This is a genomic window from Streptomyces sp. NPDC001927, assembly GCF_053594455.1.
On record NZ_JBSFEN010000004.1, the window covers coordinates 436,978 to 461,393 of the forward strand.

21 protein-coding genes are annotated in these 24,416 nt (G+C 69.4%); 10 read left to right on the plus strand and 11 right to left on the minus strand.

All coding sequences use genetic code 11. The features are described 5' to 3' along the window. Positions 1-5: 5 nt before the first annotated feature. From recF to dnaA, 4 genes are all read right to left on the minus strand, one after another. Entirely contained in the window at positions 6-1,127 is a 1,122-nt protein-coding gene (recF, locus tag ACWCO8_RS12595; RefSeq protein WP_451032223.1) for a DNA replication/repair protein RecF, read from the minus strand. A gap of 56 nt (positions 1,128-1,183) precedes the next feature. Then, positions 1,184-2,062: a phosphogluconate dehydrogenase (NAD(+)-dependent, decarboxylating) gene (gnd, locus tag ACWCO8_RS12600; RefSeq protein ID WP_362005387.1), complete on the minus strand. Its 879-nt coding sequence runs from the start codon at positions 2,060-2,062 to the stop codon at positions 1,184-1,186. A gap of 182 nt (positions 2,063-2,244) precedes the next feature. Next, on the minus strand, positions 2,245-3,375 hold the full coding sequence (gene dnaN, locus ACWCO8_RS12605; RefSeq protein ID WP_362005384.1) for a DNA polymerase III subunit beta: 1,131 nt from the start codon (positions 3,373-3,375) through the stop codon (positions 2,245-2,247). An 860-nt stretch (positions 3,376-4,235) separates the two neighbouring features. Further along, positions 4,236-6,032 (minus strand): chromosomal replication initiator protein DnaA, encoded by a 1,797-nt coding sequence (gene dnaA / locus ACWCO8_RS12610; protein WP_451032224.1) that lies wholly within the window; start codon positions 6,030-6,032, stop codon positions 4,236-4,238. Between the two features lie 384 nt (positions 6,033-6,416). On the opposite strand from dnaA, the gene rpmH reads away from it, so the two are divergent. The 9 genes from rpmH to ACWCO8_RS12655 all read left to right on the plus strand — a co-directional run bounded on the left by rpmH (position 6,417) and on the right by ACWCO8_RS12655 (position 13,209). Beyond that, complete coding sequence (gene rpmH, locus ACWCO8_RS12615) at positions 6,417-6,554, plus strand: 50S ribosomal protein L34 (RefSeq protein ID WP_060891143.1); 138 nt, start codon at positions 6,417-6,419, stop codon at positions 6,552-6,554. Positions 6,555-6,575: 21 nt separating this feature from the next. Then, a complete protein-coding gene (rnpA, locus tag ACWCO8_RS12620; protein WP_362005379.1) occupies positions 6,576-6,947 on the plus strand; it encodes a ribonuclease P protein component in 372 nt (123 codons plus the stop codon). Further along, complete coding sequence (yidD, locus tag ACWCO8_RS12625) at positions 6,944-7,270, plus strand: membrane protein insertion efficiency factor YidD (RefSeq protein ID WP_451032225.1); 327 nt, start codon at positions 6,944-6,946, stop codon at positions 7,268-7,270. Before rnpA ends, yidD begins: the two co-directional genes overlap by 4 nt. A 3-nt stretch (positions 7,271-7,273) precedes the next feature. Further along, a complete protein-coding gene (yidC, locus tag ACWCO8_RS12630) occupies positions 7,274-8,602 on the plus strand; it encodes a membrane protein insertase YidC (RefSeq protein WP_451032226.1) in 1,329 nt (442 codons plus the stop codon). Positions 8,603-8,615: 13 nt separating this feature from the next. Then, the gene (locus ACWCO8_RS12635) at positions 8,616-9,125 is read left to right on the plus strand and encodes a Jag family protein (protein ID WP_362005373.1); all 510 of its coding nucleotides are present in this window, start codon (positions 8,616-8,618) and stop codon (positions 9,123-9,125) included. Positions 9,126-9,240: 115 nt separating this feature from the next. Continuing rightward, on the plus strand, positions 9,241-9,957 hold the full coding sequence (rsmG, locus tag ACWCO8_RS12640) for a 16S rRNA (guanine(527)-N(7))-methyltransferase RsmG (RefSeq protein WP_362005370.1): 717 nt from the start codon (positions 9,241-9,243) through the stop codon (positions 9,955-9,957). Between the two features lie 289 nt (positions 9,958-10,246). After that, complete coding sequence (locus ACWCO8_RS12645; RefSeq protein WP_362006119.1) at positions 10,247-11,323, plus strand: ParA family protein; 1,077 nt, start codon at positions 10,247-10,249, stop codon at positions 11,321-11,323. Then, positions 11,320-12,426 carry a ParB/RepB/Spo0J family partition protein gene (locus ACWCO8_RS12650; RefSeq protein ID WP_451032227.1) on the plus strand — a complete coding sequence of 369 codons (1,107 nt, stop codon included), beginning with the start codon at positions 11,320-11,322 and terminating at the stop codon, positions 12,424-12,426. The genes ACWCO8_RS12645 and ACWCO8_RS12650 overlap by 4 nt, the downstream gene beginning before the upstream one ends. 165 nt (positions 12,427-12,591) lie before the next feature. Beyond that, positions 12,592-13,209, plus strand: coding sequence for a GNAT family N-acetyltransferase (locus ACWCO8_RS12655; RefSeq protein ID WP_451032228.1), 618 nt, complete (start codon positions 12,592-12,594; stop codon positions 13,207-13,209). A gap of 79 nt (positions 13,210-13,288) precedes the next feature. Here ACWCO8_RS12655 and trxA read toward each other — a convergent pair whose 3' ends face one another. From trxA to ACWCO8_RS12690, 7 genes are all read right to left on the minus strand, one after another. Next, a complete protein-coding gene (gene trxA, locus ACWCO8_RS12660; protein WP_451032229.1) occupies positions 13,289-13,624 on the minus strand; it encodes a thioredoxin in 336 nt (111 codons plus the stop codon). A gap of 39 nt (positions 13,625-13,663) precedes the next feature. Further along, positions 13,664-14,629, minus strand: a complete 966-nt coding sequence (trxB, locus tag ACWCO8_RS12665) for a thioredoxin-disulfide reductase (RefSeq protein ID WP_362005360.1) — start codon at positions 14,627-14,629, stop codon at positions 13,664-13,666. Between the two features lie 126 nt (positions 14,630-14,755). Further along, the gene (locus ACWCO8_RS12670; RefSeq protein ID WP_451032230.1) at positions 14,756-15,676 is read right to left on the minus strand and encodes a hypothetical protein; all 921 of its coding nucleotides are present in this window, start codon (positions 15,674-15,676) and stop codon (positions 14,756-14,758) included. Then, complete coding sequence (gene sigM / locus ACWCO8_RS12675; protein ID WP_451032231.1) at positions 15,673-16,377, minus strand: RNA polymerase sigma factor SigM; 705 nt, start codon at positions 16,375-16,377, stop codon at positions 15,673-15,675. Before sigM ends, ACWCO8_RS12670 begins: the two co-directional genes overlap by 4 nt. A gap of 25 nt (positions 16,378-16,402) precedes the next feature. Further along, positions 16,403-18,112, minus strand: coding sequence for a protein kinase family protein (locus tag ACWCO8_RS12680; RefSeq protein ID WP_451032232.1), 1,710 nt, complete (start codon positions 18,110-18,112; stop codon positions 16,403-16,405). Between the two features lie 117 nt (positions 18,113-18,229). Further along, positions 18,230-20,437, minus strand: a complete 2,208-nt coding sequence (gene murJ / locus ACWCO8_RS12685; protein ID WP_451032233.1) for a murein biosynthesis integral membrane protein MurJ — start codon at positions 20,435-20,437, stop codon at positions 18,230-18,232. A gap of 45 nt (positions 20,438-20,482) precedes the next feature. Then, complete coding sequence (locus tag ACWCO8_RS12690; RefSeq protein WP_451032234.1) at positions 20,483-22,771, minus strand: DUF6049 family protein; 2,289 nt, start codon at positions 22,769-22,771, stop codon at positions 20,483-20,485. Positions 22,772-22,952: 181 nt separating this feature from the next. Between ACWCO8_RS12690 and ACWCO8_RS12695 the strand changes: the two genes are divergently transcribed. Further along, the gene (locus ACWCO8_RS12695) at positions 22,953-24,395 is read left to right on the plus strand and encodes a CCA tRNA nucleotidyltransferase (RefSeq protein WP_451032235.1); all 1,443 of its coding nucleotides are present in this window, start codon (positions 22,953-22,955) and stop codon (positions 24,393-24,395) included. Positions 24,396-24,416: the final 21 nt, after the last annotated feature.

Consider the following 24,416-nt stretch of genomic DNA (forward strand, 5'->3'; position numbering starts at 1 on the left):
GCTCCTCACAGCCTGTCCACCGAACCCCCCGCGACCCCGTACCGAACCCCCGCGAGCACGCCCGGCACGTCGTCGTCGACCGCCGCCGTCACCAGGACCTGCTCGCCCGGGGCCACCAGCTCGGCCAGCCGCTCCCGGCGGCGCGCGTCCAGCTCGGCGAAGACGTCGTCGAGGACCAGGACCGGCTCGTTGCCCTCCGCCCGCAGCAGGTCGTACGAGGCGAGCCGCAGCGCCAGCGCGTACGACCAGGACTCCCCGTGGCTCGCGTACCCCTTCGCCGGCAGGTCGCCCAGCTTGAGCAGCAGCTCGTCCCGGTGCGGCCCGACCAGCGTGACCCCGCGCTCGATCTCCTGCTTGCGGACCTCCGCGAGCGCGGCGATCAGCTGCTCGTAGAGCTCCTCGCGGGTGTGCCCGGGGCCCGGCGCGGACGGCCGGTACTCCAGCAGAATCGGTCCGCCGCCCGGTGCCAGCTGCTCGTACGCCTTGTCGGCGAGCGGCTGCAGGACACCGATCAGATCCAGCCGCTGCGCGAGCAGCTCGGCGCCCGCCCGCGCCAGATGCTGGTCCCAGACGTCGAGCGTCGACAGGTCCATGCCACGGCCGCCGTGCCGCCGCGCCATGGCCGCGGACTTCAGCAGGGTGTTGCGCTGCTTGAGCACCCGCTCGTAGTCGGAGCGCACGCCCGCCATGCGCGGCGCGCGCGCCGTGATCAGCTCGTCGAGGAAGCGCCGGCGCTCGCCGGGGTCGCCCTTCACCAGGGCCAGGTCCTCCGGCGCGAAGAGCACGGTCCGTACGATCCCCAGCACGTCACGCGGCTTGACCTGCGAGGACCTGTTGATACGGGCCCGGTTCGCGCGCCCCGGGTTCAGCTCCAGCTCGACCAGCTGGGAGCGCTCGCCCTGGGTGACGGCGGCGCGGATGATCGCCCGGTCCGCCCCCATCCGTACGAGCGGGGCGTCCGAGGCGACGCGGTGGCTGCCGAGGGTGGCGAGGTAGCCGACGGCCTCGACCAGGTTGGTCTTCCCCTGGCCGTTGGCGCCCACGAAAGCGGTGACGCCCGGGTCGAGCGGGACCTCGACCCGGGCGTAGGAGCGGAAGTCGGCCAGCGACAGATGCGTGACATGCATGGTGTACGCCGACCTTCCCCCGGCTGCTGCGCACCGAGGGGTGCACAGCCTGTGGATTACTTCTTGGACTCGACCGCGTGGCCACCGAACTGGTTGCGCAGCGCGGCGATCATCTTCATCTGCGGGGAGTCGTCCTGACGGGACGCGAACCGCGCGAACAGCGAGGCGGTGATCGCGGGCAGCGGAACCGCGTTGTCGATCGCGGCCTCCACGGTCCAGCGGCCCTCGCCGGAGTCCTGCGCGAAGCCACGGAGCTGGTCCAGGTGCTCGTCCTCGTCCAGCGCGTTGACCGCGAGGTCGAGCAGCCAGGAACGGATGACCGTGCCCTCCTGCCAGGAGCGGAAGACCTCGCGCACGTCGGTGACGGAGTCGACCTTCTCCAGGAGCTCCCAGCCCTCGGCGTACGCCTGCATCATCGCGTACTCGATGCCGTTGTGGACCATCTTCGCGAAGTGGCCGGCGCCGACCTTGCCCGCGTGGACCGAGCCGAACTCGCCCTCGGGCTTCAGGGCGTCGAAGATCGGCTGGACCTTCGCCACGTCCTCGGCGGAGCCGCCGTACATCAGCGCGTAGCCGTTCTCCAGGCCCCACACACCGCCGGAGACGCCGCAGTCGACGAACCCGATGCCCTTGGCGGCGAGCTCCTCGGCGTGCTTCTCGTCGTCGGTCCAGCGGGAGTTTCCGCCGTCCACGACGATGTCGCCGGGGGAGAGCAGGTTCGCCAGCTCGTCGACGGTGGACTGGGTCGCGGCACCGGCCGGGACCATGACCCACACGACGCGCGGACCCTTCAGCTTGCCCACAAGCTCTTCGAGGCTGTGGACATCGGCGAGGTCCGGGTTGCGGTCGTATCCGATGACGGTGTGACCTGCGCGGCGGATGCGCTCACGCATGTTGCCGCCCATCTTGCCGAGACCGACGAGACCGAGCTCCATCAGAGATTCCTTAAGCGTCGTGTGCGGTTTACCCGGGTCCGAGCCTACGCCCGGACCCGGTTGCACACCTGTGGGGTCAGCCGCTCAGTCGACAGCCGTCCCCAAGGGTCATCCAGAGAGCCGCACCGGCATTCTGCGTCTTCCCGGGGGCAACCCCCGGACCCCCGGCAGAACCGCAGGCGTCAGCCGCTGAGCCGCACCGGCATGATCAGGTACTTGTACGCCTCGTCCGCCTCCGCGTCCACGGCCGGCTTGCCGCTCAGCAGCGCGGGCTTGGTGGAGGTGGTGAAGGAGAGCTGGGCGACCGGGGAGTCGATCGCGCTCAGACCGTCCAGCAGGAACGTCGGGTTGAAGGCGATCGAGATGTCGTCGCCGTCCAGCTGCGCGTCCACACGCTCCACGGCCTGTGCGTCGTCGCTGGAGCCGGCCTCCAGGATCAGCACACCCTGCTCGAAGCTGAGCCGGACCGGGGTGTTGCGCTCGGCCACCAGGGCCACACGCTTGACGGCCTCGACGAACGGGGCGGTCTCGATCACCGCGATCGAGTTGAACTCGGTCGGGAAGAGCGTCCGGTACTTCGGCAGGTCGCCTTCGAGCAGCCGGGTGGTGGTGCGGCGGCCGGCGCCCTCGAAGCCGATCAGGCCCTCGCCCTGGCCGGAGCCCGAGAGCGCAAGCGTGACGGTGTCGCCGCTGGTGAGCGCCTTGGCGGTGTCCAGGAGGGTCTTCGCGGGCACCAGGGCGACCGCGGAGGCGTCGGGGGACTCCGGCTTCCACAGGAACTCGCGGACCGCGAAGCGGTAGCGGTCGGTGGAGGCCAGGGTGACCGTGTCGCCCTCGATCTCGATGCGCACACCGGTGAGCACGGGCAGCGTGTCGTCGCGGCCGGCGGCGATGGCGACCTGCGCGGCGGCGGAGGCGAAGACCTCACCGGGCACGGTGCCGGTCGCGGTGGGCATCTCCGGCAGGGCCGGGTACTCCTCCACAGGCAGGGTGTGGAGGGTGAAGCGGGAGGAGCCGCAGACCACGGTCGCCCGTACACCGTCTGTGGAGATCTCGACGGGACGGTTCGGGAGGGCGCGGCAGATGTCGGCGAGCAGCCGGCCGGAGACCAGGACGGTGCCGTCCTCCTCGACCTCCGCCTCGACGGAGACACGGGCCGAGACCTCGTAGTCGAAGCTCGAGAAGCTCAGCGCGCCGTCCTCGGCCTTCAGCAGAAGGCCCGCGAGTACGGGCGCCGGCGGACGGGCCGGAAGGCTGCGGGCCACCCAGGCCACCGCCTCCGCGAGTACATCGCGCTCCACCCGGATCTTCACCGGAACCGCCTCCTGCTGTTGCTGGCTCTTCGTCGACTGCGGGACCCAGTCTGACGTACGCCGCCGACACTCGGTGCGGCTCGGGGTCAAGTCGCGACAAGAGGTCGAGGAGGCTCCGGCGCCGAGTTGTGCACAGGACCCACTTCGAAGCGGATTCCGGGCTAACTCTAGGGGGCAGTAGTAGTAGGGCCTGTGGAAACCGTGGATAACGTCGTCTTCGCAGGTCAGCCGCGGTTTTTTGTCCACTGCCCCTGTGGGTGGAGCCGGTGGACAACCGGGGTGTTCTGTGGACACCCGAAAGTTCTGCACACCCGGTACACAGGCCACGGGGACTTCTCCCCAGCGCTGTCCCCAGCTTTACCCACGTTCCCCACAGCCCAACCGTCCTCCTTGGTGTGACCGCTTTCACTCGACGCGGTGACGCCGGGCGTTTCGTTGCCGAACAGTGGACAGCGGTGTGGAGAACCTGTGGGCAACGGACCCGGCCCTGTGGGTTGCCCGTGGACAACCGACGGGAGGCCCTGTGGACGAAAAATTCATCCACAAGCTGTGGATCAAGGTTGCCAACAAATCCACACCCCTCTGACCTGGGGTGTTGCCCTGATGGCCGACGTGCCTGTGGACGCTATTCGGATAACTCCTGAGTCCCCACCCTGTGGACGGAAGATCATCCCGCAATCTGTGGAGAACGCGCCACCGCTACGGCGGAATCGAACAGCGCGGCCGTGCACAGGCGTGTGGACGACGGGCCGGACCGTCCCCGGAGACGGCGAAAGGCGCCCCGGAAGCGTTCCCGGAGACGGCGAAGGGCGCCCCGGAAGCGTTCCCGGGGCGCCCTCAGAAGCTGCGGAGCGGCTCTCTCAGCCGTTCTTGATGCGGTTGGTGAGCTCGGTGACCTGGTTGTAGATGGAGCGGCGCTCGGCCATCAGCGCGCGGATCTTCCGGTCCGCGTGCATCACAGTCGTGTGGTCGCGGCCGCCGAACTGCGCGCCGATCTTCGGCAGGGACAGGTCGGTCAGCTCGCGGCACAGGTACATGGCGATCTGCCGGGCCGTCACCAGGACGCGACTGCGCGAGGATCCACAGAGGTCCTCGACCGTCAGGCCGAAGTAGTCGGCGGTGGCCGCCATGATCGCGCCGGCCGTGATCTCGGGTGCCGAGTCCTCGCCACCGGGGATCAGGTCCTTGAGGACGATCTCGGTGAGCCCGAGGTCCACCGGCTGCCGGTTGAGGCTCGCGAAGGCCGTCACCCGGATCAGCGCGCCCTCCAGCTCACGGATGTTCCGCGAGATCCGGGAGGCGATGAACTCCAGTACCTCCGGCGGGGCGTTGAGCTGCTCCTGCACCGCCTTCTTGCGGAGGATCGCGATCCGCGTCTCCAGCTCGGGCGGCTGCACATCGGTGGTCAGACCCCACTCGAAGCGGTTGCGGAGCCGGTCCTCCAGGGTCATCAGCTGCTTGGGCGGCCGGTCCGAGGAGAGCACGATCTGCTTGTTCGCGTTGTGGAGCGTGTTGAAGGTGTGGAAGAACTCCTCCTGCGTCGACTCCTTGCTCGCGAGGAACTGGATGTCGTCGACGAGCAGGATGTCCACGTCGCGGTAGCGCTTGCGGAAGGTGTCGCCCTTGCCGTCGCGGATCGAGTTGATGAACTCGTTGGTGAACTCCTCCGAGCTCACGTACCGCACGCGCGTGCCGGGGTAGAGGCTCCGCGCGTAGTGCCCGATGGCGTGCAGCAGGTGGGTCTTGCCGAGGCCCGACTCGCCATAGATGAAGAGCGGGTTGTAGGCCTTCGCCGGCGCCTCGGCCACCGCGACCGCGGCGGCGTGCGCGAACCGGTTCGAGGAACCGATGACGAAGGTGTCGAAGAGGTACTTCGGGTTCAGCCGCGCGTGCTGTTCGCCGGGCGCGCCGGAGCCCTGGCCGGACGCGGACCCGGTGCCGCCTCCGGTGTGACCTGGGACCGGACCGCCGTGCCCACCGGGGCCGCCGGGGCCACCCGGTCGCGGGCCGTGACCGGTGCCCGGCCGCTGTGCGTCGGGCAGCTCGCCCCGCTCGGGCCGCTGCGGCTGGTCGTAGGCGGACGGCCGCTCGTCGTAGCGGGGCTGCTGCGGCTGCTGCGGGCGCGGGCCGGTGTACGGGTCGCGCTCCTGGTAGCCCCCGAGGCGCGGCTGCTGCCAGGAGAGGTCGTCCTGGGTGCGCGGCCAGGCGCCCGGGTCGGGGCGCTGCTGCTGGTAGTCCGGGTAGGCCGGGCGGGCGGTGGGCAGCCCGTCGTCCGGCATCGGGCGGTGCCCGTAGCCGTCGTACTTGTCGTACGAGTCCGTCGGCGGCCGCTCGTCGTAGCGCGGCTGCTGCTGGATCGGGGGCGCCGGCGGGGTCGGCTCGCCGACGGAGTCGTCGACGGTGATCGCGATCCGGATCGGGCGGCCGCACTCATGGCTGAGCGTCTCGCTGATGAGCGGCGCAAGCCGGCCCTCGAGGACTCGCTTGCCCCACTCGTTGGGGACGGCGAGGAGTGCGGTGTCGGCCACCAGTGCGAGAGGCTGGCAGCGCTCGATCCACTGCTTGTCCTTGGGCTCGATGCCCTGCTGGCCTTCGCCGAGGAGTTGCTCAAGCACGCGTGGCCACACTGCGGCAAGATCGGCAGGTACGTCAGCCACAGGGCACGCTTCCTCGCAGGTCCCACGAATGTGTGGTTCTCGGGACGGTTGGTCGAAGTCCATCAGGACAGGTAAGGACAGAACGGAAAAAAGATTGAGAAGGGTCCAGCCACGGTAGTCGTGGCGGCTGACCTCGTTCAAGTCGTTGTCCACAGCCTGTGCACAATGGACCCCGGTGACCGGTCGGTTTGACCGGATGGCGTAGCCGCGCGTACCGTAACGTGGTCGAGTTGTCGATGGCTGCTGCCGCCTGCCTCCGATGGGCAAAGATCACGGTCTGTGATCGTGAAGCGGTGCACTCGGGCGTATTGCGAGCTACTCGTGGGCGCACGGTGACAGCCAGGCGATGTCCCGCCATCAACGAATCATTTCTGGAGCCCCCGAGTGAGCAAGCGCACCTTCCAGCCGAACAACCGTCGTCGCGCCAAGACCCACGGCTTCCGCCTGCGGATGCGTACGCGCGCCGGTCGCGCCATCCTGGCGAACCGCCGTTCCAAGGGTCGCTCGAGCCTGTCCGCCTGATCTGCTTTAACAGGTCATGACGTGCTGCCTACCGAGAATCGGCTGAGGCGGCGCGAGGACTTCGCAACCGCGGTACGCCGAGGTCGCCGGGCCGGTCGCCCGCTCCTCGTCGTCCACCTACGCAGCGGTGCAACGGACCCGCACGCGCCTGGGGAGAGCGCTTCCCAGACGCGTGCGGGTTTCGTCGTGAGCAAGGCCGTCGGCGGTGCGGTGGTACGCAACCAGGTGAAGCGACGCCTGCGCCATCTTGTCCGCGAACGACTGTCCGAGCTGCCCCCCGGTAGCCTGGTGGTCGTACGGGCGTTGCCCGGAGCCGGTGACGCCGATCACGCACAGCTGGCCCGAGACCTCGACGCCGCTCTTCAGCGGCTCCTGGGAGGGGGCGCGCGATGAAGTACCCGCTGCTGGCTCTCATCAAGCTGTACCAGTGGACGATCAGCCCGCTTCTCGGGCCCGTCTGCAGGTACTACCCGTCGTGTTCCCACTATGGATTCACGGCCATCGACCGGCATGGCGCGATCAAGGGCACAGCCCTGACCGCCTGGCGCATTCTGCGGTGCAACCCGTGGTCGCCCGGCGGTGTGGACCACGTACCCGCGCGCAAGCGTCCGCGCTGGCATGAACTGCTGCGGAACGCACTGCGTGGCGACAAGGGCGGGTCCCCCGCCGAGACGAGGCCGGCCGCAGAGACCCCGCCCAATGCTCAAGGAGCCTGATTAGTGGACACGATTGCCAATTTTTTCAGCTTCATCACCACCCCTGTCTCATGGGTGATCGTCCAGTTCCACAAGCTGTACGGGGCGATCTTCGGCCCTGACACGGGCTGGGCCTGGGGCCTGTCGATCGTGTCCCTCGTGGTGCTGATCCGTATCTGTCTGATCCCGCTCTTCGTGAAGCAGATCAAGTCGACGCGGAACATGCAGGCGCTCCAGCCGAAGATGAAGGCGATCCAGGAGCGTTACAAGAGCGACAAGCAGCGTCAGTCCGAAGAGATGATGAAGCTGTACAAGGAGACGGGCACCAACCCGCTCTCCTCGTGCCTTCCCATCCTGGCGCAGTCCCCGTTCTTCTTCGCTCTGTACGCGGTGCTCTCGCACATCGCCGAGGGCAAGACGATCGGCGTCATCAACCAGTCGCTGCTCGACAGCGCGCGGCAGGCGCACATCTTCGGCGCCCCGCTGGCGTCCACCTTCACGGACAGCGCCGCCGAGGTCGCCGCTCTCGACGCCTCGCTGACCTCGGTCCGCATCGTCACCGCGGTCATGATCGTCCTGATGTCGGCCTCGCAGTTCTACACGCAGCGCCAGCTGATGATGAAGAACGTCGACCTCTCGGTGAAGACGCCGTACATGCAGCAGCAGAAGATGCTCATGTACATCTTCCCGCTGATCTTCGCCGTCATGGGCATCAACTTCCCCGTCGGTGTCCTCGTCTACTGGCTGACCACCAACGTGTGGACCATGGGCCAGCAGATGTACGTGATCAACCAGAACCCCACCCCGGGCAGCAAGGCCCAGGACGCCTACCTGCAGCGCCTGCTGAAGAGCGTCGGGGCACACGGTGAGGTGCGCGGTCGTCGCCGGAAGAGCGTCGTCAAGGCCATCGTCGCCAAGGGCTCCGACCGCAACGAGAACGAGCGCCGCTTCTTCTCCGGTCTCGCCAAGGCCGGCTTCGCCGCCCAGGCCGACGGCACCGTGATCAAGAGCGACACGGTCGCGGCCGAGGTGGAGGGCGGCGGTACGGCGGCCAAGCGTCAGCAGCCCAAGCGCCAGACCAAGGCGAAGCGGCAGGCCGCGGCCCAGCACTCCGCGGCCAAGGACGCGTCCGAGGACACGGCTGAGTCCGAGGTCTCGGACGAGAAGCCCAAGCCCTCGCTGGAGAAGAAGCCGCAGGATGAGGCCAAGGACGCGTCCCAGGACGTGACCAAGGACTCGGAGCAGGGCGACAAGCCCGCGCGCCCGAGGGCCAACTCCGGGGGTTCCCGTCAGGCCAAGTCCGGTCAGCGCAAGGGCCAGCAGCGCCCGAAGCACCCGTCGTCCAAGAAGTAGAAGGAGTCCATCCGTGACGGAAGACACCATCTCCGCCGCCGAGGGTGGCGACACCCTGACCCGCCTGGAGCAGGAGGGTGAGATCGCGGCCGACTACCTCGAGGGTCTGCTCGACATCGCCGACCTGGACGGCGACATCGACATGGACGTCGAGGCGGACCGGGCAGCGGTCTCGATCATCAGTGACTCGAGCGCCCGCGAACTGCAGAAGCTCGTCGGCCGCGACGGCGAGGTGCTGGAGGCGCTCCAGGAGCTGACCCGGCTGGCCGTGCACCGGGAGACCGGCGACCGCAGCCGCCTGATGCTCGACATCGCCGGGTTCCGCGCCAAGAAGCGCGCCGAGCTCGCCGAGATCGGCGCCAAGGCCGCGTCCGAGGTGAAGTCGACCGGGGCCCCGGTCAAGCTGGACCCGATGACCCCGTTCGAGCGCAAGGTCGTGCACGACGCGGTCGCCGCCGCCGGTCTGCGCAGCGAGTCCGAGGGCGAGGAGCCGCAGCGCTTCGTCGTCGTACTCCCTGCCTGATCCCTCTCGCAGTGTCGGCCCCGTCTGCTCGCAGGCGGGGCCGATCTTGTCAGCCTGATAGTCAGCCACCACAGTGCGCGCGCACCCACGGGTGCGGTGCGGAAGGACGGTTCCCGTGACGGAGGCAGCGGAGCTCCCCCCTGCGCCCGAACAGGCGCGGACGGTATTCGGTGAGTACTTCCCGGAGGCCGTCCGGTACGCGGAGCTTCTCGCGGACGCCGGCGTCAAGCGTGGGCTGATCGGCCCCCGTGAGGTTCCCCGTCTGTGGGAGCGGCACCTGCTGAACTGCGCGGTGCTCTCCGAGGTGGTGCCCGAGGGCGTCACCGTCTGCGATGTCGGCTCGGGAGCCGGACTGCCGGGCATCCCCCTCGCCCTGGTGCGCCCGGACCTGAAAATCACGCTCCTGGAGCCGCTGCTCCGCCGTACGAACTTCCTCCAGGAGGTCGTGGAGCTGCTGGGCCTGGACCATGTGACCGTGGTCCGGGGCCGCGCCGAGGAGATGCTCGGCAAGGTCCCTCCGGTGCATGTGGTGACGGCGCGTGCCGTGGCACCGCTGGACCGGCTGGCCGGCTGGGGCGTCCCGCTGCTCCGTCCGTACGGGGAGATGCTGGCCCTCAAGGGCGACACGGCCGAGGAGGAGATCGACGGCGCCCGCGCCGCGCTCTCCAAGCTCGGTGTGGTGGGCACCTCCGTGCTCCAGGTCGGCGAGGGCATCGTGGACCCGCTGTCGACCGTCGTACGGGTGGAGGTCGGCGAGAGCCCGGGCGGTGTGAGGTTCGCCGCCAAGCGCGCCAAGGCCGCCCGTCCGAGCAGGACCCGTCGCCGCCGCTGAGCCGTCAACACGGCGGATATGAAGCGTCAACGCTGCGCCGTTGATCCGTACAAGCTGCCATACGTACGTATTTCGGAGTGTCGAGCGGTCCTGCGTCGGCAGCGAGTGCATCGTGTTTCACGTGAAACGTCGCTCACTGCTGCAGGGGATCATCAGCCGCGGCCGCGCGGCTGCCACGCCCCGGGACCGCAAACCCCTCGCGAAACCCCTCGCGAGGGGGACGGGATTGTCCACAGAGGTGGATTCATCCACAGAACCACGGGCCTCGCTGGTTCACGACCCCGAAAGCATGGCAGGCTCTGTTCATCGCGAGCCTGAAGCCGAGGAGAGTGAATCCTTGCGGTCCAACGCCAACATCGCGGGACCGATGACCGATCCGGTCCCCGGTCCCCGAACCGAATCGGCGGGGGAGGATGTTTCACGTGAAACACCGCCCCCGATGGACGACACCCCCATTGGTCGTGCTGCCCAACTGGCAGTAGAGGCGCTCGGGCGTGCCGGTGAGGGTCTTCCCCGGCCTGCCCAGACACGCGTGATGGTGGTGGCGAACCAGAAGGGCGGAGTGGGCAAGACGACCACGACGGTCAACCTTGCCGCTTCCCTGGCGCTCCACGGCGCCCGAGTCCTGGTCATCGACCTCGACCCGCAGGGCAACGCCTCGACGGCCCTCGGTATCGACCACCACGCCGAAGTTCCCTCGATCTACGACGTCCTCGTGGAGAGCAAGCCGCTCTCCGACGTGGTCCAGCCCGTCCAGGACGTCGAAGGCCTCTTCTGCGCGCCGGCCACCATCGATCTCGCCGGTGCGGAGATCGAGCTCGTGTCGCTGGTGGCTCGGGAGAGCCGGCTTCAGCGAGCGATCCAGGCATACGAGCAGCCGCTGGACTACATCCTGATCGACTGCCCGCCCTCGCTGGGTCTGCTCACGGTCAACGCCATGGTGGCGGGTGCCGAGGTGCTGATCCCGATCCAGTGCGAGTACTACGCGCTGGAGGGCCTGGGGCAGCTCCTGCGGAATGTCGACCTGGTGCGCGGGCACCTCAACCCCGCGCTGCATGTCTCGACGATCCTGCTCACCATGTACGACGGCCGGACCAGGCTTGCCTCTCAGGTCGCCGACGAGGTGCGCAGCCACTTCGCCGAGGAGGTGCTGCGGACCAGCATCCCGAGGTCCGTGCGGATCTCCGAGGCGCCGAGCTACGGCCAGACGGTCCTCACGTACGATCCGGGCTCCAGCGGTTCGCTCTCCTATCTGGAGGCGGCCCGTGAGATCGCGCTGCGGGGCGTCGGTATCCACTACGACCCGCAGCACGCCCCTGTGGGCCTTCAGAACAACCAGCACAGCATCTCGGAGGGGATCCAGTGAGCGATCGACGTAGGGGGTTGGGGCGTGGGCTCGGTGCGCTGATCCCCGCTGCTCCCCAGGAGCGGCAGCCACCCGCTGCCGGCGTGGGGGCGGGGTCCGCCTCGCCCGGCGCCATCCCGGCCATGTCCTCGGACCGGGGAGTGGCCGCTGCGAAGGTGACGACCCTTCCGCAGAGCCCGCAGTCCCCGGACTCCGTGGTGCCGGCGCCCGAGGTCGATGTGGTGGTGGAGACGGAGTCCCCCGCCGGCGCGCACTTCGCCGAGCTGCCGCTGGACTTCATCACGCCCAACCCGAAGCAGCCGCGTGAGGTCTTCGACGAGGACGCGCTGGCGGAGCTGGTCACCTCCATCAAGGAGGTCGGTCTGCTGCAGCCGGTCGTCGTACGCCAGCTGGGTCCCGAGCGCTACGAGCTCATCATGGGTGAGCGTCGTTGGAGGGCCTGCCGTGAGGCCGGTCTGGAGCGGATCCCCGCCATCGTCCGGGCCACGGAGGACGAGAAGCTTCTCCTGGACGCGCTCCTGGAGAACCTCCACCGGGCGCAGCTGAACCCGCTGGAAGAAGCCGCCGCCTACGACCAGCTGCTCAAGGACTTCAACTGCACGCACGACCAGCTGGCGGATCGCATCGGGCGCTCGCGCCCGCAGGTCTCCAACACGCTGCGTCTGCTGCGCCTCTCCCCGCCGGTCCAGCGTCGTGTCGCCGCCGGTGTGCTCTCCGCCGGTCATGCGCGTGCCCTGCTCTCCGTGGAGGACCCGGAGGCACAGGACAAGCTGGCGTACCGGATCGTGGCCGAGGGGCTCTCGGTGCGCGCGGTCGAAGAGATCGTGACGCTGATGGGCTCGGAGCCCAGCTCCTCGGTCAAGCCGAAGGGGCCGCGGGCCGGAGCACGCGTCTCGCCGGCGCTCACGGACCTTGCCTCCCGGCTCTCGGACCGCTTCGAGACCCGGGTGAAGGTCGACCTGGGGCAGAAGAAGGGCAAGATCGTCGTCGAGTTCGCCTCGATAGAGGATCTGGACCGGATCCTCGGAACCCTGGCGCCCGGTGAGGGGCGCGTGATGGATCAGGCGAACTCCGAGCAGAGCGAGGACGACAGCGAGAGCTGACCCTCGGTCGGTGTCTCCGCGATTTCAGGGCGGGCCGTGATCCGGTGAGAACCGGGACACGGCCCGCCCTTTGCCTGCGAGCGGTATCGCCCTGATCGCCCCATCGATACGATTCTGGGAGCGCGTATCCGTGCTGCGATGGCCGTGGGAAGCGAGGCAACAGCCGTGGGGCGTCGGCTTGTACCGCTCACTCTCGACAACCTTCCGGACCTCCCCAAGCGATGTCGCTCCTGCGTGTTCTGGGAGCTCGACCCGGTGAGCGGCGAGGCCGCGGTGAAAGCCGGCCGCCCGGAGCTGGAGAAGGAGGCGTGGATCTCCGCCGTTCTGCTCGAGTGGGGATCCTGCGGACGCGTGGTCTATGTCGACGAGGTGCCCGTCGGCTTCGTTCTCTACGCGCCACCCGCCTATGTGCCACGTTCCATGGCGTTTCCCACGAGCCCGGTCTCCGCAGACGCGGTTCAGCTGATGACGGCCTGGATCATGCCGGGCTATCAGGGGCAGGGCCTCGGCCGGACGATGGTGCAGACCGTCGCCAAGGATCTTCTGCGGCGCGGCTTCCGAGCGATCGAGGCCTTCGGGGACGCCCGCTGGAAGGAGCCGGCCTGTGTGCTGCCGGCCGACCATCTCACGGCGGTCGGGTTCAAGACCGTACGGCCGCACCCCACCCATCCACGGCTGAGGCTGGAGCTCCGGACGACGCTGTCGTGGAAGGAAGACGTGGAACTGGCGCTGGACCGGCTCCTGGGCGCCGTCCAGAAGGAACCGGCGCTGCGGCCCCTGTAGTTCTGTTGTGGTGGACGACGAACGGCCCGCCTCCGAAGTCCGGAGGCGGGCCGTTCGTGTTTCACGTGAAACAGGGGTGTCAGGCAGTGGCCTCGACGAAGCCCTCGAGGTCGCGGAGGATCGCGGCCTTCGGCTTCGCGCCGACGATCGTCTTCACGACCTCGCCACCCTGGTAGACGTTGAGCGTCGGGATGGACATGACGCCGTACTTGGCGGCCGTACCCGGGTTCTCGTCGATGTTGAGCTTCACGACCTCGATCTCGCCGTGCTCGGCCGCGATGGCCTCCAGCGACGGGGCGATCTGGCGGCACGGCCCGCACCACGCAGCCCAGAAGTCCACCAGGACGGGCTTGTCGCTGTTGAGGACGACCTCGTCGAAGTCGGCGTCGGTCACATTCTTCAGGGTGCCGGCCACGGCAACCTCCCTTAACTATGCGGGGTGTGAGTGGTGGGGTCAGACCGCAGGGGTCTCGGCGAGCTTCTCGCTGTCGGCGAGGGCCGCGAGGAAGCGCTCGGCGTCGAGCGCGGCGGAGCAACCGGTGCCGGCGGCGGTGATCGCCTGGCGGTAGGTGTGGTCGACGACGTCACCGGCTCCGAAGACACCGGAGAGGTTCGTCCGCGTCGACGGGGCGTCGACCTTGAGGTAGCCCTCGTCGTCCAGCTCGAGCTGGCCCTTGAAGAGCTCCGTACGGGGGTCGTGGCCCACGGCGATGAACAGACCGGTGGCCGCCAGCTCGCTGGTCTCGCCCGTCTTGGTGTTGCGCAGGGTCAGACCGGAGAGCTTCTGGTCGCCGTGGATCTCGGCGACCTCGCTGTCCCAGGCGAACTTGATCTTCGGGTCGGCGAACGCACGGTCCTGCATCGCCTTGGAGGCGCGCAGGGAGTCCCGGCGGTGGACGATCGTGACCGACTTGGCGAAGCGCGACAGGAAGGTCGCCTCCTCCATCGCGGTGTCGCCACCACCGACGACGGCGATGTCCTGGTCCTTGAAGAAGAACCCGTCGCAGGTCGCGCACCAGGAGACGCCGCGACCGGAGAGCACGTCCTCACGCGGGAGACCGAGCTTGCGGTGCTGGGAGCCGGTCGTGACGATGACGGCCTTCGCCTGGTGCACCGTGCCGGCGGTGTCGGTGACGGTCTTGATCTCGCCGGTCAGGTCCACGGCGACGATGTCGTCCGGGACCAGCTCCGCGCCGAAGCGCTCGGCCTGGGCGCGCATGTTGTCCATCAGGTCGGGGCCCATGATGCCGTCACGGAAGCCGGGGAAGTTCTCCACGTCGGTCGTGTTCATCAGGGCGCCACCAGCGGTGACGGCACCCTCGAAGACCAGGGGCTTCAGCGACGCACGCGCTGTGTAGAGCGCAGCGGTGTAACCCGCGGGCCCGGAGCCGATGATGATCACGTTACGGACGTCGCTCACGGGTTTCTTCCTCGTCTCTGCAGACTGCCTACTGCCTACGGGGCGGCCAGATCGGTGACTCTCACCCCACCCAACGGATCCTACGGGGCCAGCATTCCCGAGAGCGCCGCGCGGCACGGCGAGGAGTCAGGAGCGCGGGTAGGTGTGCGTCAGCAGAACCTCGGCCTTGCCCTGTCCGCCACTGTCGGCGCAGGAGGCGTCGAGGACGTAGGCCTGCACGTGAGTGGCGTCGGTTCCCTGCGGCAGCAGCAGGAGATAGGCCGGCGTTCCCTTGTAGTCACCGCGCTGGAAGGCGAGCACGGCCTCGGGGCGGCCCGTACCGGCCTTGACGCACTCGGGCAGGGGCTCGGCCACATTCCGTTGCTGCGGGGTGTCACCACCCTCGGCGGAGAGCGACTCCGGCTGGGTCTCCCCGGGAGCCTTGAGGGTGTCCGGCCGGAGCAGTTCCTGAACCTGGGCTTCCATCGGCCGGCCGTTGAAGTGGTCGGGGGCGACGCCGCTCGCGGCGGTGCTGGTCTTGTCGGCGGCGTCGTCCCCGCCGAGCGTCTGCATGCCGCCTTGGATGAAGAAGAGGCTCATGCCGAGGGCTGCGGCGCCGAGGACGGCACCGAGCGCCGCGATCCGGCGACGCCGGGGCCGCGGGCGGCCGGGACCGGTGGTGGCGCGAGGGTGGCCGCCAGGACGCCGTGCGGCCGGCGTGGGCTCCGTGACCGTGGGAGGAGGGGCTGCGGAGTGGCCGCTCGCTGTTTCACGTGAAACATGCGGGTCGATTTCGGGGGCGGTGGCGTTCAGCAGCGCCTCGGCGGCCAGCGCGGCATCGATACGACCGGCGATGTCCGCGGGGATCCGGGGCGGGCCGGGAAGGGTTCCGAGCAGCCCGCGGATCTCCGCCAAGGAGGTCCGGACGTCCGCGCAGAGGGAGCAGCCCTCGATGTGCCGACGGACAGCTGCCGTACGGGACGGGGAGAGCAGTCCCTCGGCCAGGTCGGAGATCTCCGAGACGTCCGGGTGCTGTGTCGTGTCGGCCTTGCCGGTCGTGGCAGTCACGCGCGCCCACCTCCGCCCTTCACAGCAGCCGGCCCATTCGGTCCGGTATCCGATGGCCCCGACACCGGTGGGACGGATGTCCCCGGCGTCCGGTTCCTTCCCCGGTCGGGGCCCTCGTTACCCACGGTGTCGGCGCGCAGATGGCTGAGCATCGGGAGCAGCCTCGCCCGTCCGCGTGAACAGCGGCTCTTCACCGTCCCGGTGGGGACGTCGAGGATGCGCGCGGCTTCGGCCACCGGGTAGCCCTGCATGTCCACAAGGACCAGGGCGGCCCGTTGGTCCGCGGGGAGAGTGGCGAGGGCGGCCAACAGCTCTCGGTGGAGGTCCTGGCGCTCGGCGGGGGCCTCGGCCGACTCGGCCGGCTCGAGGAGCTGCTCGAACCGCGCGGTGTCGTCCATGGGGGAGGTCTTGCGGGAGGCGGCCTTGCGGGCACGGTCGAGACAGGCGTTCACCGTGATCCGGTGCAGCCAGGTCGTGACGGCCGACTGACCCCGGAAGGTATGGGCGGCCCGGAAGGCCGACACGAGGGCGTCCTGGAGGGCGTCAGCGGCCTCCTCGCGGTCCCCCAGCGTCCGCAGGGCCACCGCCCACAACCGATCGCGGTGGCGCCGTACGAGCTCACCGAAGGCGTCGGGGTCGCCGGCGACATGGCGTGCCAGGAGATCCTGGTCGCTGATGCCGCCGCCTATGGCTTCTTCCAACGGTGAGCCCCCTCCCCCGATGCCGTCAGCTGGTGATCTTGATGTCCGAGATCTTGCCGCGGTAGCCCTGGCCGCTGCCGGGCAGGTCGGTCAGCCAGACCAGAACGTAGCGCGTCTTCACGGGCTTGTCGGCCTTGAGTGCGACCTGCTCACCGGAGCCTGAGGTCACGGTGGTGAAGGCCGCGGCCGACGTGGGCTGGGACGAGGCGTTCTCGGGCGCTGTCCGCAGCTCGACGGAGGTCTTCCCTTCGAAGGTCACCTCCACCTTGGAGATCTCCTGGACCTTGCCGAGGTCCAGGACGAGGCCCACGCCTTCCTTCAGCCTGCCGAAGTTCGAGTACCCGTAGTAGATGGACGTCTGCCAGGAGGTGGTGGGGCTGCCGTCGAAGGCATTCCCTATCTCCGACGGGGTCTCGGCGCCGTCGCCCTGCGGGTCGAAGTCGCTCGCACCGGCGATCGTGACCGGCTTGCCCGTCTCGGGCTGCTTCTCGTCCTCCGTGTCCTGCGGCTGAGTGGTCTGCGGGGTCTCCTTGTTGTTCTTGCCCTGGTCGAGCAGCCGGTCCGCGATCTGCCAGCTGCCCAGGCCCAGGGCGGCGATCAGGAGCGCCGACACGGCCCACTTCAGGGCCCGGCCGGTGCGGCTCTCCAGCGGCGCCGGAGGAACCATCACGGGCTGCGTCACCGGGGCGCCCGGGCGGGGCTGCGGGCGCCCGTAGGTGCCCTGCTGGTAGGTGGTGCGCTGATAGTCGGGCGGTGTGGGGAACTCGGGCTCCGGCGGGCGGATGCGGGGCATCGCCGCCACGGCCTTCGCGAGCTCGTCCGGGGTGGTGCAGGGCGGCTCCTGCCGCGAGGCGGTGGCCCCGTCGTTGGCCAGAGCGCGCATCGCGATCTCGGACAGACCGCGGTGGACCCCGGCCCGCACCTGGTCGGGAGCGAGCAGCCCGACACCCTTGGGGAGGCCGGAGAGGCCGTAAGCGTCGCTGTCGTACGGCCAGCGCTGGGTCAGCGCCGCGTAGAGCAGGGCGCCGATCGCCTCGGTGTCCGTGCGCTGAGGGCGCTCGGCGCTGATGCCCCGCAGCGCGGCGTTCACGGCCAGGCCGCGAATCCGGTACTGGCCCGTGGAACTGCGCAGGACGGCGCTGGGCGTCAGTCGGAGATGGGCCAGGCCTTCACGGTGCGCGGCGGCCATGGCCTGGGAGACCTGGCTGACGAGCTGGTACGCGTCGTGCGGCTCCAGCGGGCCGGCGGCGAGCAGCGTCGTCAGCTCGGTGGAGTCGGGAAGCCACTCGTGCACCACGTACACGAGGTCGTTCTCCTCGACGGCGTCGAGGACCTGGACGAACCGGGGGTCGCCGAGCAGCGCCGCCGAGCGGGCCGCCGCGAGGACCGAACGGGCCCTGGGGTGGTCGGCCGGCAGCAGGTGGACGCCGACGGCACGCCGAAGCTTCTCGTCGACGGCACGCCAACTGCTGAAACCGTCCAGACGAGTGACGCACTCCTCCAGCCGGTACCGCCTGGCCAGTTTGTGCCCGCTGTGCAGTTCGGGAGTCTCGATGGAGGGCTGTTCGCCGTTCTGCCGCTTCGCGGCCTTGTCCTCTGCGACCTCGGCGGACTGCTCCGCCGTGTCCTGCGCTTCCGCCACCCCGTCGCTCGCGGCCGTGTCCGCCTTGGCGGTCAGCGGGTCGTCACCGCTGTTGTCGGCCACGTCGACGGCAGCCGTGCTACGTTCCGCCACCGTCGTTCCTGCCTCCCCATCCGTTGCGCCACATCCAGCAGCCATGCCAATTGTGCCCACAGTCGGCCGCTATGCACGACACGCGGCGGCCGACGATGGTTGTGCGGGGACGGATTCCTACCGTCCGAGGCGCCCACGGACCATACCGACCATGGAGTTCAGCTCCGCGATCCGCATGCGCTTGGCGGCCACGAAGAAGACGCCGAGCAGGACGACGCCGCCGACGAGCAGGGCCACGAGCGAGCCGAGAGCACCCTCGCCGAGGAGCTTCAACAGACCGAAACCGACGGCGCCGGCCACGATCGCGGCGGGCAGCGAGGCAAGGCAGAGACGGGCGTAGGTCCGCATGATGTGGGCGCCGTCCAGGTCGCCGCCGAGCCGGTTGCGCAGCCGGCGCCAGGCGACACCGACACCGACCGCGTAGGCCAGACCGTAGGAGGCGGCCATGCCGACGACGGCCCACTGGGCCGGGAGCACGAAGTAACAGGCCGCCGAGGCAGCCGCGTTGACGGCGGCGACGATGACCGTGTTGTAGAACGGCGTCCGGGTGTCCTCGTAGGCGTAGAAGCCGCGCAGGACGACGTACTGGACCGAGTACGGGATGAGGCCGAGGCCGAAGGCCATCAGGATGAAGCCCATGCCTTGGGCGGCCTGGACGCCGCTGGAGGCGTAGAGCAGGGTGCACATCGGCACGCCGAGCGCCAGGAACGCGAAGGCGACCGGGACGATCGCCACGGCGGAGTTCCGCAGACCCTGCGAGATGTCGTCGCGCACGGCGCCGGGGTCGTTGTCGTGTGCGGCGCGGGAGATGCGGGGCAGCAGGGCGGCCATGACCGAGACGGTGATGATGGCCTGTGGCATGCCCCAGATCAACTGGGCGTTGGAGTACGCGAGGAAGCCGGCGCCGTTCTTGCCGGACGCCTCACCGGCGGCCGTGGCGAGCTGGGTGACGACCAGGACACCCGCCTGGTTGGCGAGCACGAACAGCACGGTCCACTTGGCGAGTTTGACCGTCTTGCCGAGGCCGTGGCCCTTCCAGTCGAAGCGCGGGCGGAAGCGGAAGCCCGTCTCGCGGAGGTAGGGGATCATCGCCAGGGCCTGGACGACCAGGCCGAGCAGGGTACCGATGCCGAGAAGACGGATGCCGTCGTCCGGGATGGTCTGCACACCCATCTGGGATTCGGCGGAGGTGCCGTAGACCCAGATGAACAGGCCGAAGGTGACGATCATGACGATGTTGTTGAGGACCGGGGTCCACATCATCGCGCCGAACTTGCCCCGGGCGTTGAGGATCTGACCCATCACCACATGCACGCCCATGAAGAAGATCGTGGGCAGGCAGTAGCGGGCGAAGGTCACCGCGACGCTGTTGGCCGCTGCGTTGTCGGCGATGGTGTTCGACATCAGCCGGATCAACAGCGGGGCGGCGAAGACCGCGACGACCACGATCGCGCCGAGCGCCACCATGACCAGGGTCAGCAGCCGGTTGGCGTAGGCCTCGCCGCCGTCCTCGTCATTCTTCATCGAGCGGACGAGCTGCGGGACGAAGACCGAGTTGAGGCCGCCGCCGACGGTGAGGATGTAGATCATCGTCGGCAGGGTGTAGGCGATGGTGAAGGTGTCACCGAGCAGTGCGGCGCCGAGCGCGCCGGTGATGACCAGGCTGCGGACGAAGCCGGTGAGGCGGGAGACGAGGGTGCCGGCCGCCATCACCGCGCTGGACTTCAGCAGCCCGGAGGCACGGCCTGACTTCTTCGGGGCGGGGGCGGGCATCGGATTCGGCTCCGGAGCGGGCGGGGGAACCTGGCCGGGCGTCTGCTGGTCCCGGTAGAGGTGGGCGAAGGCGTCCGGTTCGGGCTTGTCGTCGCCGGCCCGGGTCACGAGGTCGTCCACGCCGGTGAACTGGACCGTCCGGGCGTCGTCCCCGTAGGGCAGATGGCGCGAGGGGCCGTCCGGCTCGGGGGCCGGGGTCTGCGCCCACACCCGAGGGTCCGGGGCGTGCTGGGGCGCCGCGGGCTGCTGGTAGAGCGGCTGCGGCTCCTGGTAGGTGCCCGGCGGAGGCGGGGGGTGCGCGGCGCGGTCGTAGAGCGCCTCGGTCACCGGGTCCTGTGCCGACAAGTCCCGTGCCTGGAAGGGATCGTGGGCGTAGGCGTCCTGGACGTAGGGGTCCTGGGCGTACGGGTTCTGGGCATGCGGGTCGGAGGCGGGCTGCTGCGGTGGCGGAACCGGCGTCTGGCCGGGTCCTGGGGCCGCCGCGGGCGTTCCACCGGACGGCTCGGTGCCACCCAGGCCCTGCCCGCGGTCACCGTCGTACGGCGCGTTCATGGTTACCCCACCTCATCGTCCCCGGCCGACCGGCCACGACATCGCTCAACGGTCCACTTTCTCACCCGGGCCGGACGGGTCGCCGCTTTCGTGGGCGGTGTCCGGCGTCGGGTCACTCGGCTGCCCGGGATCGTCCTCCTCCGCGGCCTCCGCTTCGGTGTTCTTCGCGGCCGCGCGCTTGCGCTGGGTGTACATCCGGGCTCCGGCGAGGACCAGGAGCAGCACTCCGCCGGCGATGACGAGCATCACGGTCGGGGTGATCTCGGAGACCTTCACGGTGAACCGCATGGGCTGGCCGTACGGCGTGCCGTCCTTGGTGAACAGCTGGGCCGTCATGGGCACCGGCCCGTTGGCGTTGGCCGAGGCGTCGAACTTCACGGACTGGCTGTGCCCGGCGCCGATCTTGACCGGGAGCTCGGAGACCTCCTTGCCGCCTTCGAACTTCAGGCGGGCCTTGTTCTCGGACGTCAGCCTCAGCACGAGATCGTCCACGCCCTGCAGCAGCTTGTTCTGGACGGTCACCGGGATGGTGGCGCTGCGGCCGGAGAGCGTGAGGTCCGACTTCTCGACCAGCTGTACCTCGCGCGTGAGGCTCTCGAGGTACTCGTGCACCCGGATCCGGTACAGCGAGGCCGCGGGGGCCTGGCCACGCCAGGAGGTGGACATCTCGCGGCTGATCGCGTTGCCGAAGGGGGTCACCACGCGGTCGGGCTGGGTGAGGATGACCTTGAAGTCGTCCAGATCCGCCCGGGTGTCCTTCATGTCGCGGAAGGCCTCGACCGGAAGCTCCTGCTTCCGCAGCTGCTGCGGATAGCGGGACGTGCTCGGCACCTTGGTGCTGGCATCGGGGTCCGGCTTGACCGAGGCGGCCGCGATCAGATCGAGGGGCTCCGTCCAGCGCTTGGCCGCCAGTCCGCGCAGCGCGGTCGCCATGGTCTGCGCCTGCGACGTGGTCGGGATCCGCTGGGGGGCGACCACGATGCTGCGCTGCTGCTCGGGCTGTTCCAGGGTGACCGCGAGCGACTGGGCGAGGAACTCCTGGACGGCGAGGGTGGCGTTCCCGGCGGGGAGCATGTCGCCCTCGAAGGCCGTCGAGAGGTAGGCGTCGCTGACGACGGCCGTGGTGCCACCGCCGATGGGGCGGGCCGCCGTCGGCGTGTACGGGAGGTCGTCCTGGAAGCTGTCGCTGCGGGCGATCACCTTATGGGCGCCTGCCGAGGTCGCGACATCCATGATCGAGGGGTCGACGGCCCCGTCCACGGGCCAGGAGAAGTCGGTGGACGGCTTGACGTGGAGGACGGTCTCCACCGTCGTCCCGGCCAGCTCCGTCGCCGGCTGGAGGTGGCTCAGCGAGCCGGGGACGTCCTTGCCGCGGTGGGCGAGCGAGGCGATGTCCGGGTCGGCGAACGGCAGGGCGACGACCTTGCGTCCCACGACGGCCTTCTGCAGCGCGTCCAGCCAACGCTTGGCGACGGCCTGGTTCTTGCCGGCCACCGTGGCCGTGCCGCTCTTGACCTCGTAGCTCTTCGTCATGGCGTCGACGGTGGCCAGCAGGTCCGGGTCGATCACCCAGGTCACGGGGAGTTCCTTGCCCAGCGTGACCATGTGGTCCAGGCGTCCACCGGGGGCGAGCTCGGCGGCCAGATCGTCGTTCTCGAAGACCGGCGTCTGCTGGTCGTCCGTGCCGGTCTCGGCCGACACATGGGCCGAGGAGATCAGCGGCCAGAGGTAGGTGAGCTGGGTCTTCTTCTCGGTGGCCTCGGGCTGGTAGGGCAGGAAGGTGCGCTCGATCCCGAGCACGTGCTGCCCGGGCTGTGAGGAGGTCTGACCCGAGAGGGAGACGCCCAGCTGGTAGACGCCCTCGTCGTCGAGGCCGAGCTTGTCGACGGGGACGGAGAGCTTGAACTCCTTGCTGAGCCCGGCCGCCAGCCGGGGGATCTTGACCGTGTAGGCACCGCCGAGGGCGGCGGGGTCGCTCCCGGGCCGGTAGCCGGTACGGCCGGAGACCTGCTCGATCTCGCTCCGGCTGGTCATCCGGGGGCCGACCCGCACGTCCACCGTGGCGTCGGTCACGGTCTGCTTGCCCTCGTTGGTGACCGTCCCGGAGAGCGTGACCGTGTCACCCTCCACCGGTGCGGTCGGGGAGAGCGTGTCGAGAGACACATCGACGGTTCGTGAGCCGGTGGCGTCCTCGGCGGCGACGGCCGGCGGGGCGACGGCACCCTGAAGGAGCCCGGTGAGCAGCGGTGCCCCGGCAAGGAGGGACGCCGTCCGCCGCAGCCACCGACGGGCAGGTGAGGGAAGGGTCCCCTGGATGTCTGCCGCCTCGGCCACGCGTTCGCCCGTCCTCGTCGTATCAGTGGTGTCGGTGGTTCCCCGTTGCTGTGTCCAGGCATGGTAACGAGGCACGCCGGGGGCAAGTGCCGGGGACTGCTCCAGCCGATGGGGACAAGGCGGTCGGTCCGTGGGAAAACGGGGACGCTGCCCTGGGCCGGGGCACGTACCCTTTTCTGTTGTGCCGAACGCCAACGAAGACACCCCGACTGCACTGAGCCAGGTGCAACGCCGCGCGGTCAGTGAACTGCTGCGCGTCTCCCCTGTCGCCGACGACCTCGCCGTCCGATTCCAGGAGGCAGGGTTCAGCCTCGCGCTGGTCGGCGGCTCGGTGCGGGACGCGTTGCTCGGACGGCTCGGCAATGATCTCGACTTCACGACGGACGCCCGGCCGGAGGACGTCCTCAAGATCGTCCGCCCCTGGGCCGACGCGGTCTGGGAGGTCGGGATCGCCTTCGGCACGGTCGGCTGCCAGAAGAGCGGCTACCAGATCGAGGTGACGACGTACCGCTCGGAGGCGTACGACCGCACCTCGCGCAAGCCCGAGGTCTCCTACGGCGACTCCATCGAGGAAGACCTCGTCCGGCGTGACTTCACCGTCAACGCCATGGCCGTGGCCCTGCCGGAGAAGGACTTCGTCGACCCGCACGGCGGCCTCGACGACCTCGCCGCACGGGTCCTGCGTACCCCTGGGACGCCCGAGGAGTCGTTCTCGGACGACCCGCTGCGCATGATGCGCGCCGCCCGCTTCGCGGCCCAGCTCGACTTCGAGGTGGCCCCCGAGGTCGTCACCGCGATGACGGAAATGGCCGGCCGGCTGGAGATCGTCTCGGCCGAGCGGATCCGTGAGGAACTCAACAAGCTGCTCCTCTCCGCGCACCCCCGCAAGGGACTGGGCCTGCTCGTCGACACCGGCCTCGCTGCCTACGTGCTGCCGGAACTGCCGGGGCTGCGGCTCGAGAGTGACGAGCACCACCGGCACAAGGACGTCTACGAGCACTCTCTGACCGTCCTCGACCAGGCGATCGACCTGGAGGAGGACGGGCCGGACCTGGTGCTGCGCCTTGCCGCGCTCCTGCACGACATCGGCAAGCCGCGCACCCGTCGCTTCGAGAAGGACGGCCGTGTCTCGTTCCACCACCACGAGGTGGTCGGCGCGAAGATGACGAAGAAGCGCATGACGGCCCTGAAGTACTCGAACGAGATGATCAAGGACGTTTCGCGTCTGGTGGAGCTGCACCTGCGCTTCCACGGATACGGGACCGGCGAGTGGACCGACTCCGCCGTCCGCCGCTATGTGCGGGACGCCGGCCCTCTTCTCTCGCGTCTCCACAAGCTGACCCGCTCGGACTGCACCACGCGGAACAAGCGCAAGGCCGGTGCGCTCTCGCGTGCCTATGACGGACTGGAAGACCGGATCGCGCAGCTCCAGGAGCAGGAGGAGCTGGACTCGATCCGCCCCGACCTGGATGGCAACCAGATTCAGGAGATCCTCGGTATCCGTCCCGGCCCGGCTGTCGGGCAGGCGTACAAGTTCCTGCTGGAGCTGCGTCTGGAGAACGGACCGATGGAGCACGAGGCGGCCGTCGCGGCGCTCAAGGAGTGGTGGGCGACTCAGAGCTGAGTCGCGCCGTCGATGTTTCAC

Coding starts and splice junctions, on each gene's coding strand:
- recF (WP_451032223.1), bottom strand. CDS start 1,127: ATGCATGTCACGCATCTGTCGCTGGCCGACTTCCGCTCCTACGCCCGG.
- gnd (WP_362005387.1), bottom strand. CDS start 2,062: ATGGAGCTCGGTCTCGTCGGTCTCGGCAAGATGGGCGGCAACATGCGT.
- yidD (WP_451032225.1), top strand. CDS start 6,944: ATGAAGTACCCGCTGCTGGCTCTCATCAAGCTGTACCAGTGGACGATC.
- ACWCO8_RS12645 (WP_362006119.1), top strand. CDS start 10,247: ATGGCAGGCTCTGTTCATCGCGAGCCTGAAGCCGAGGAGAGTGAATCC.
- murJ (WP_451032233.1), bottom strand. CDS start 20,437: ATGAACGCGCCGTACGACGGTGACCGCGGGCAGGGCCTGGGTGGCACC.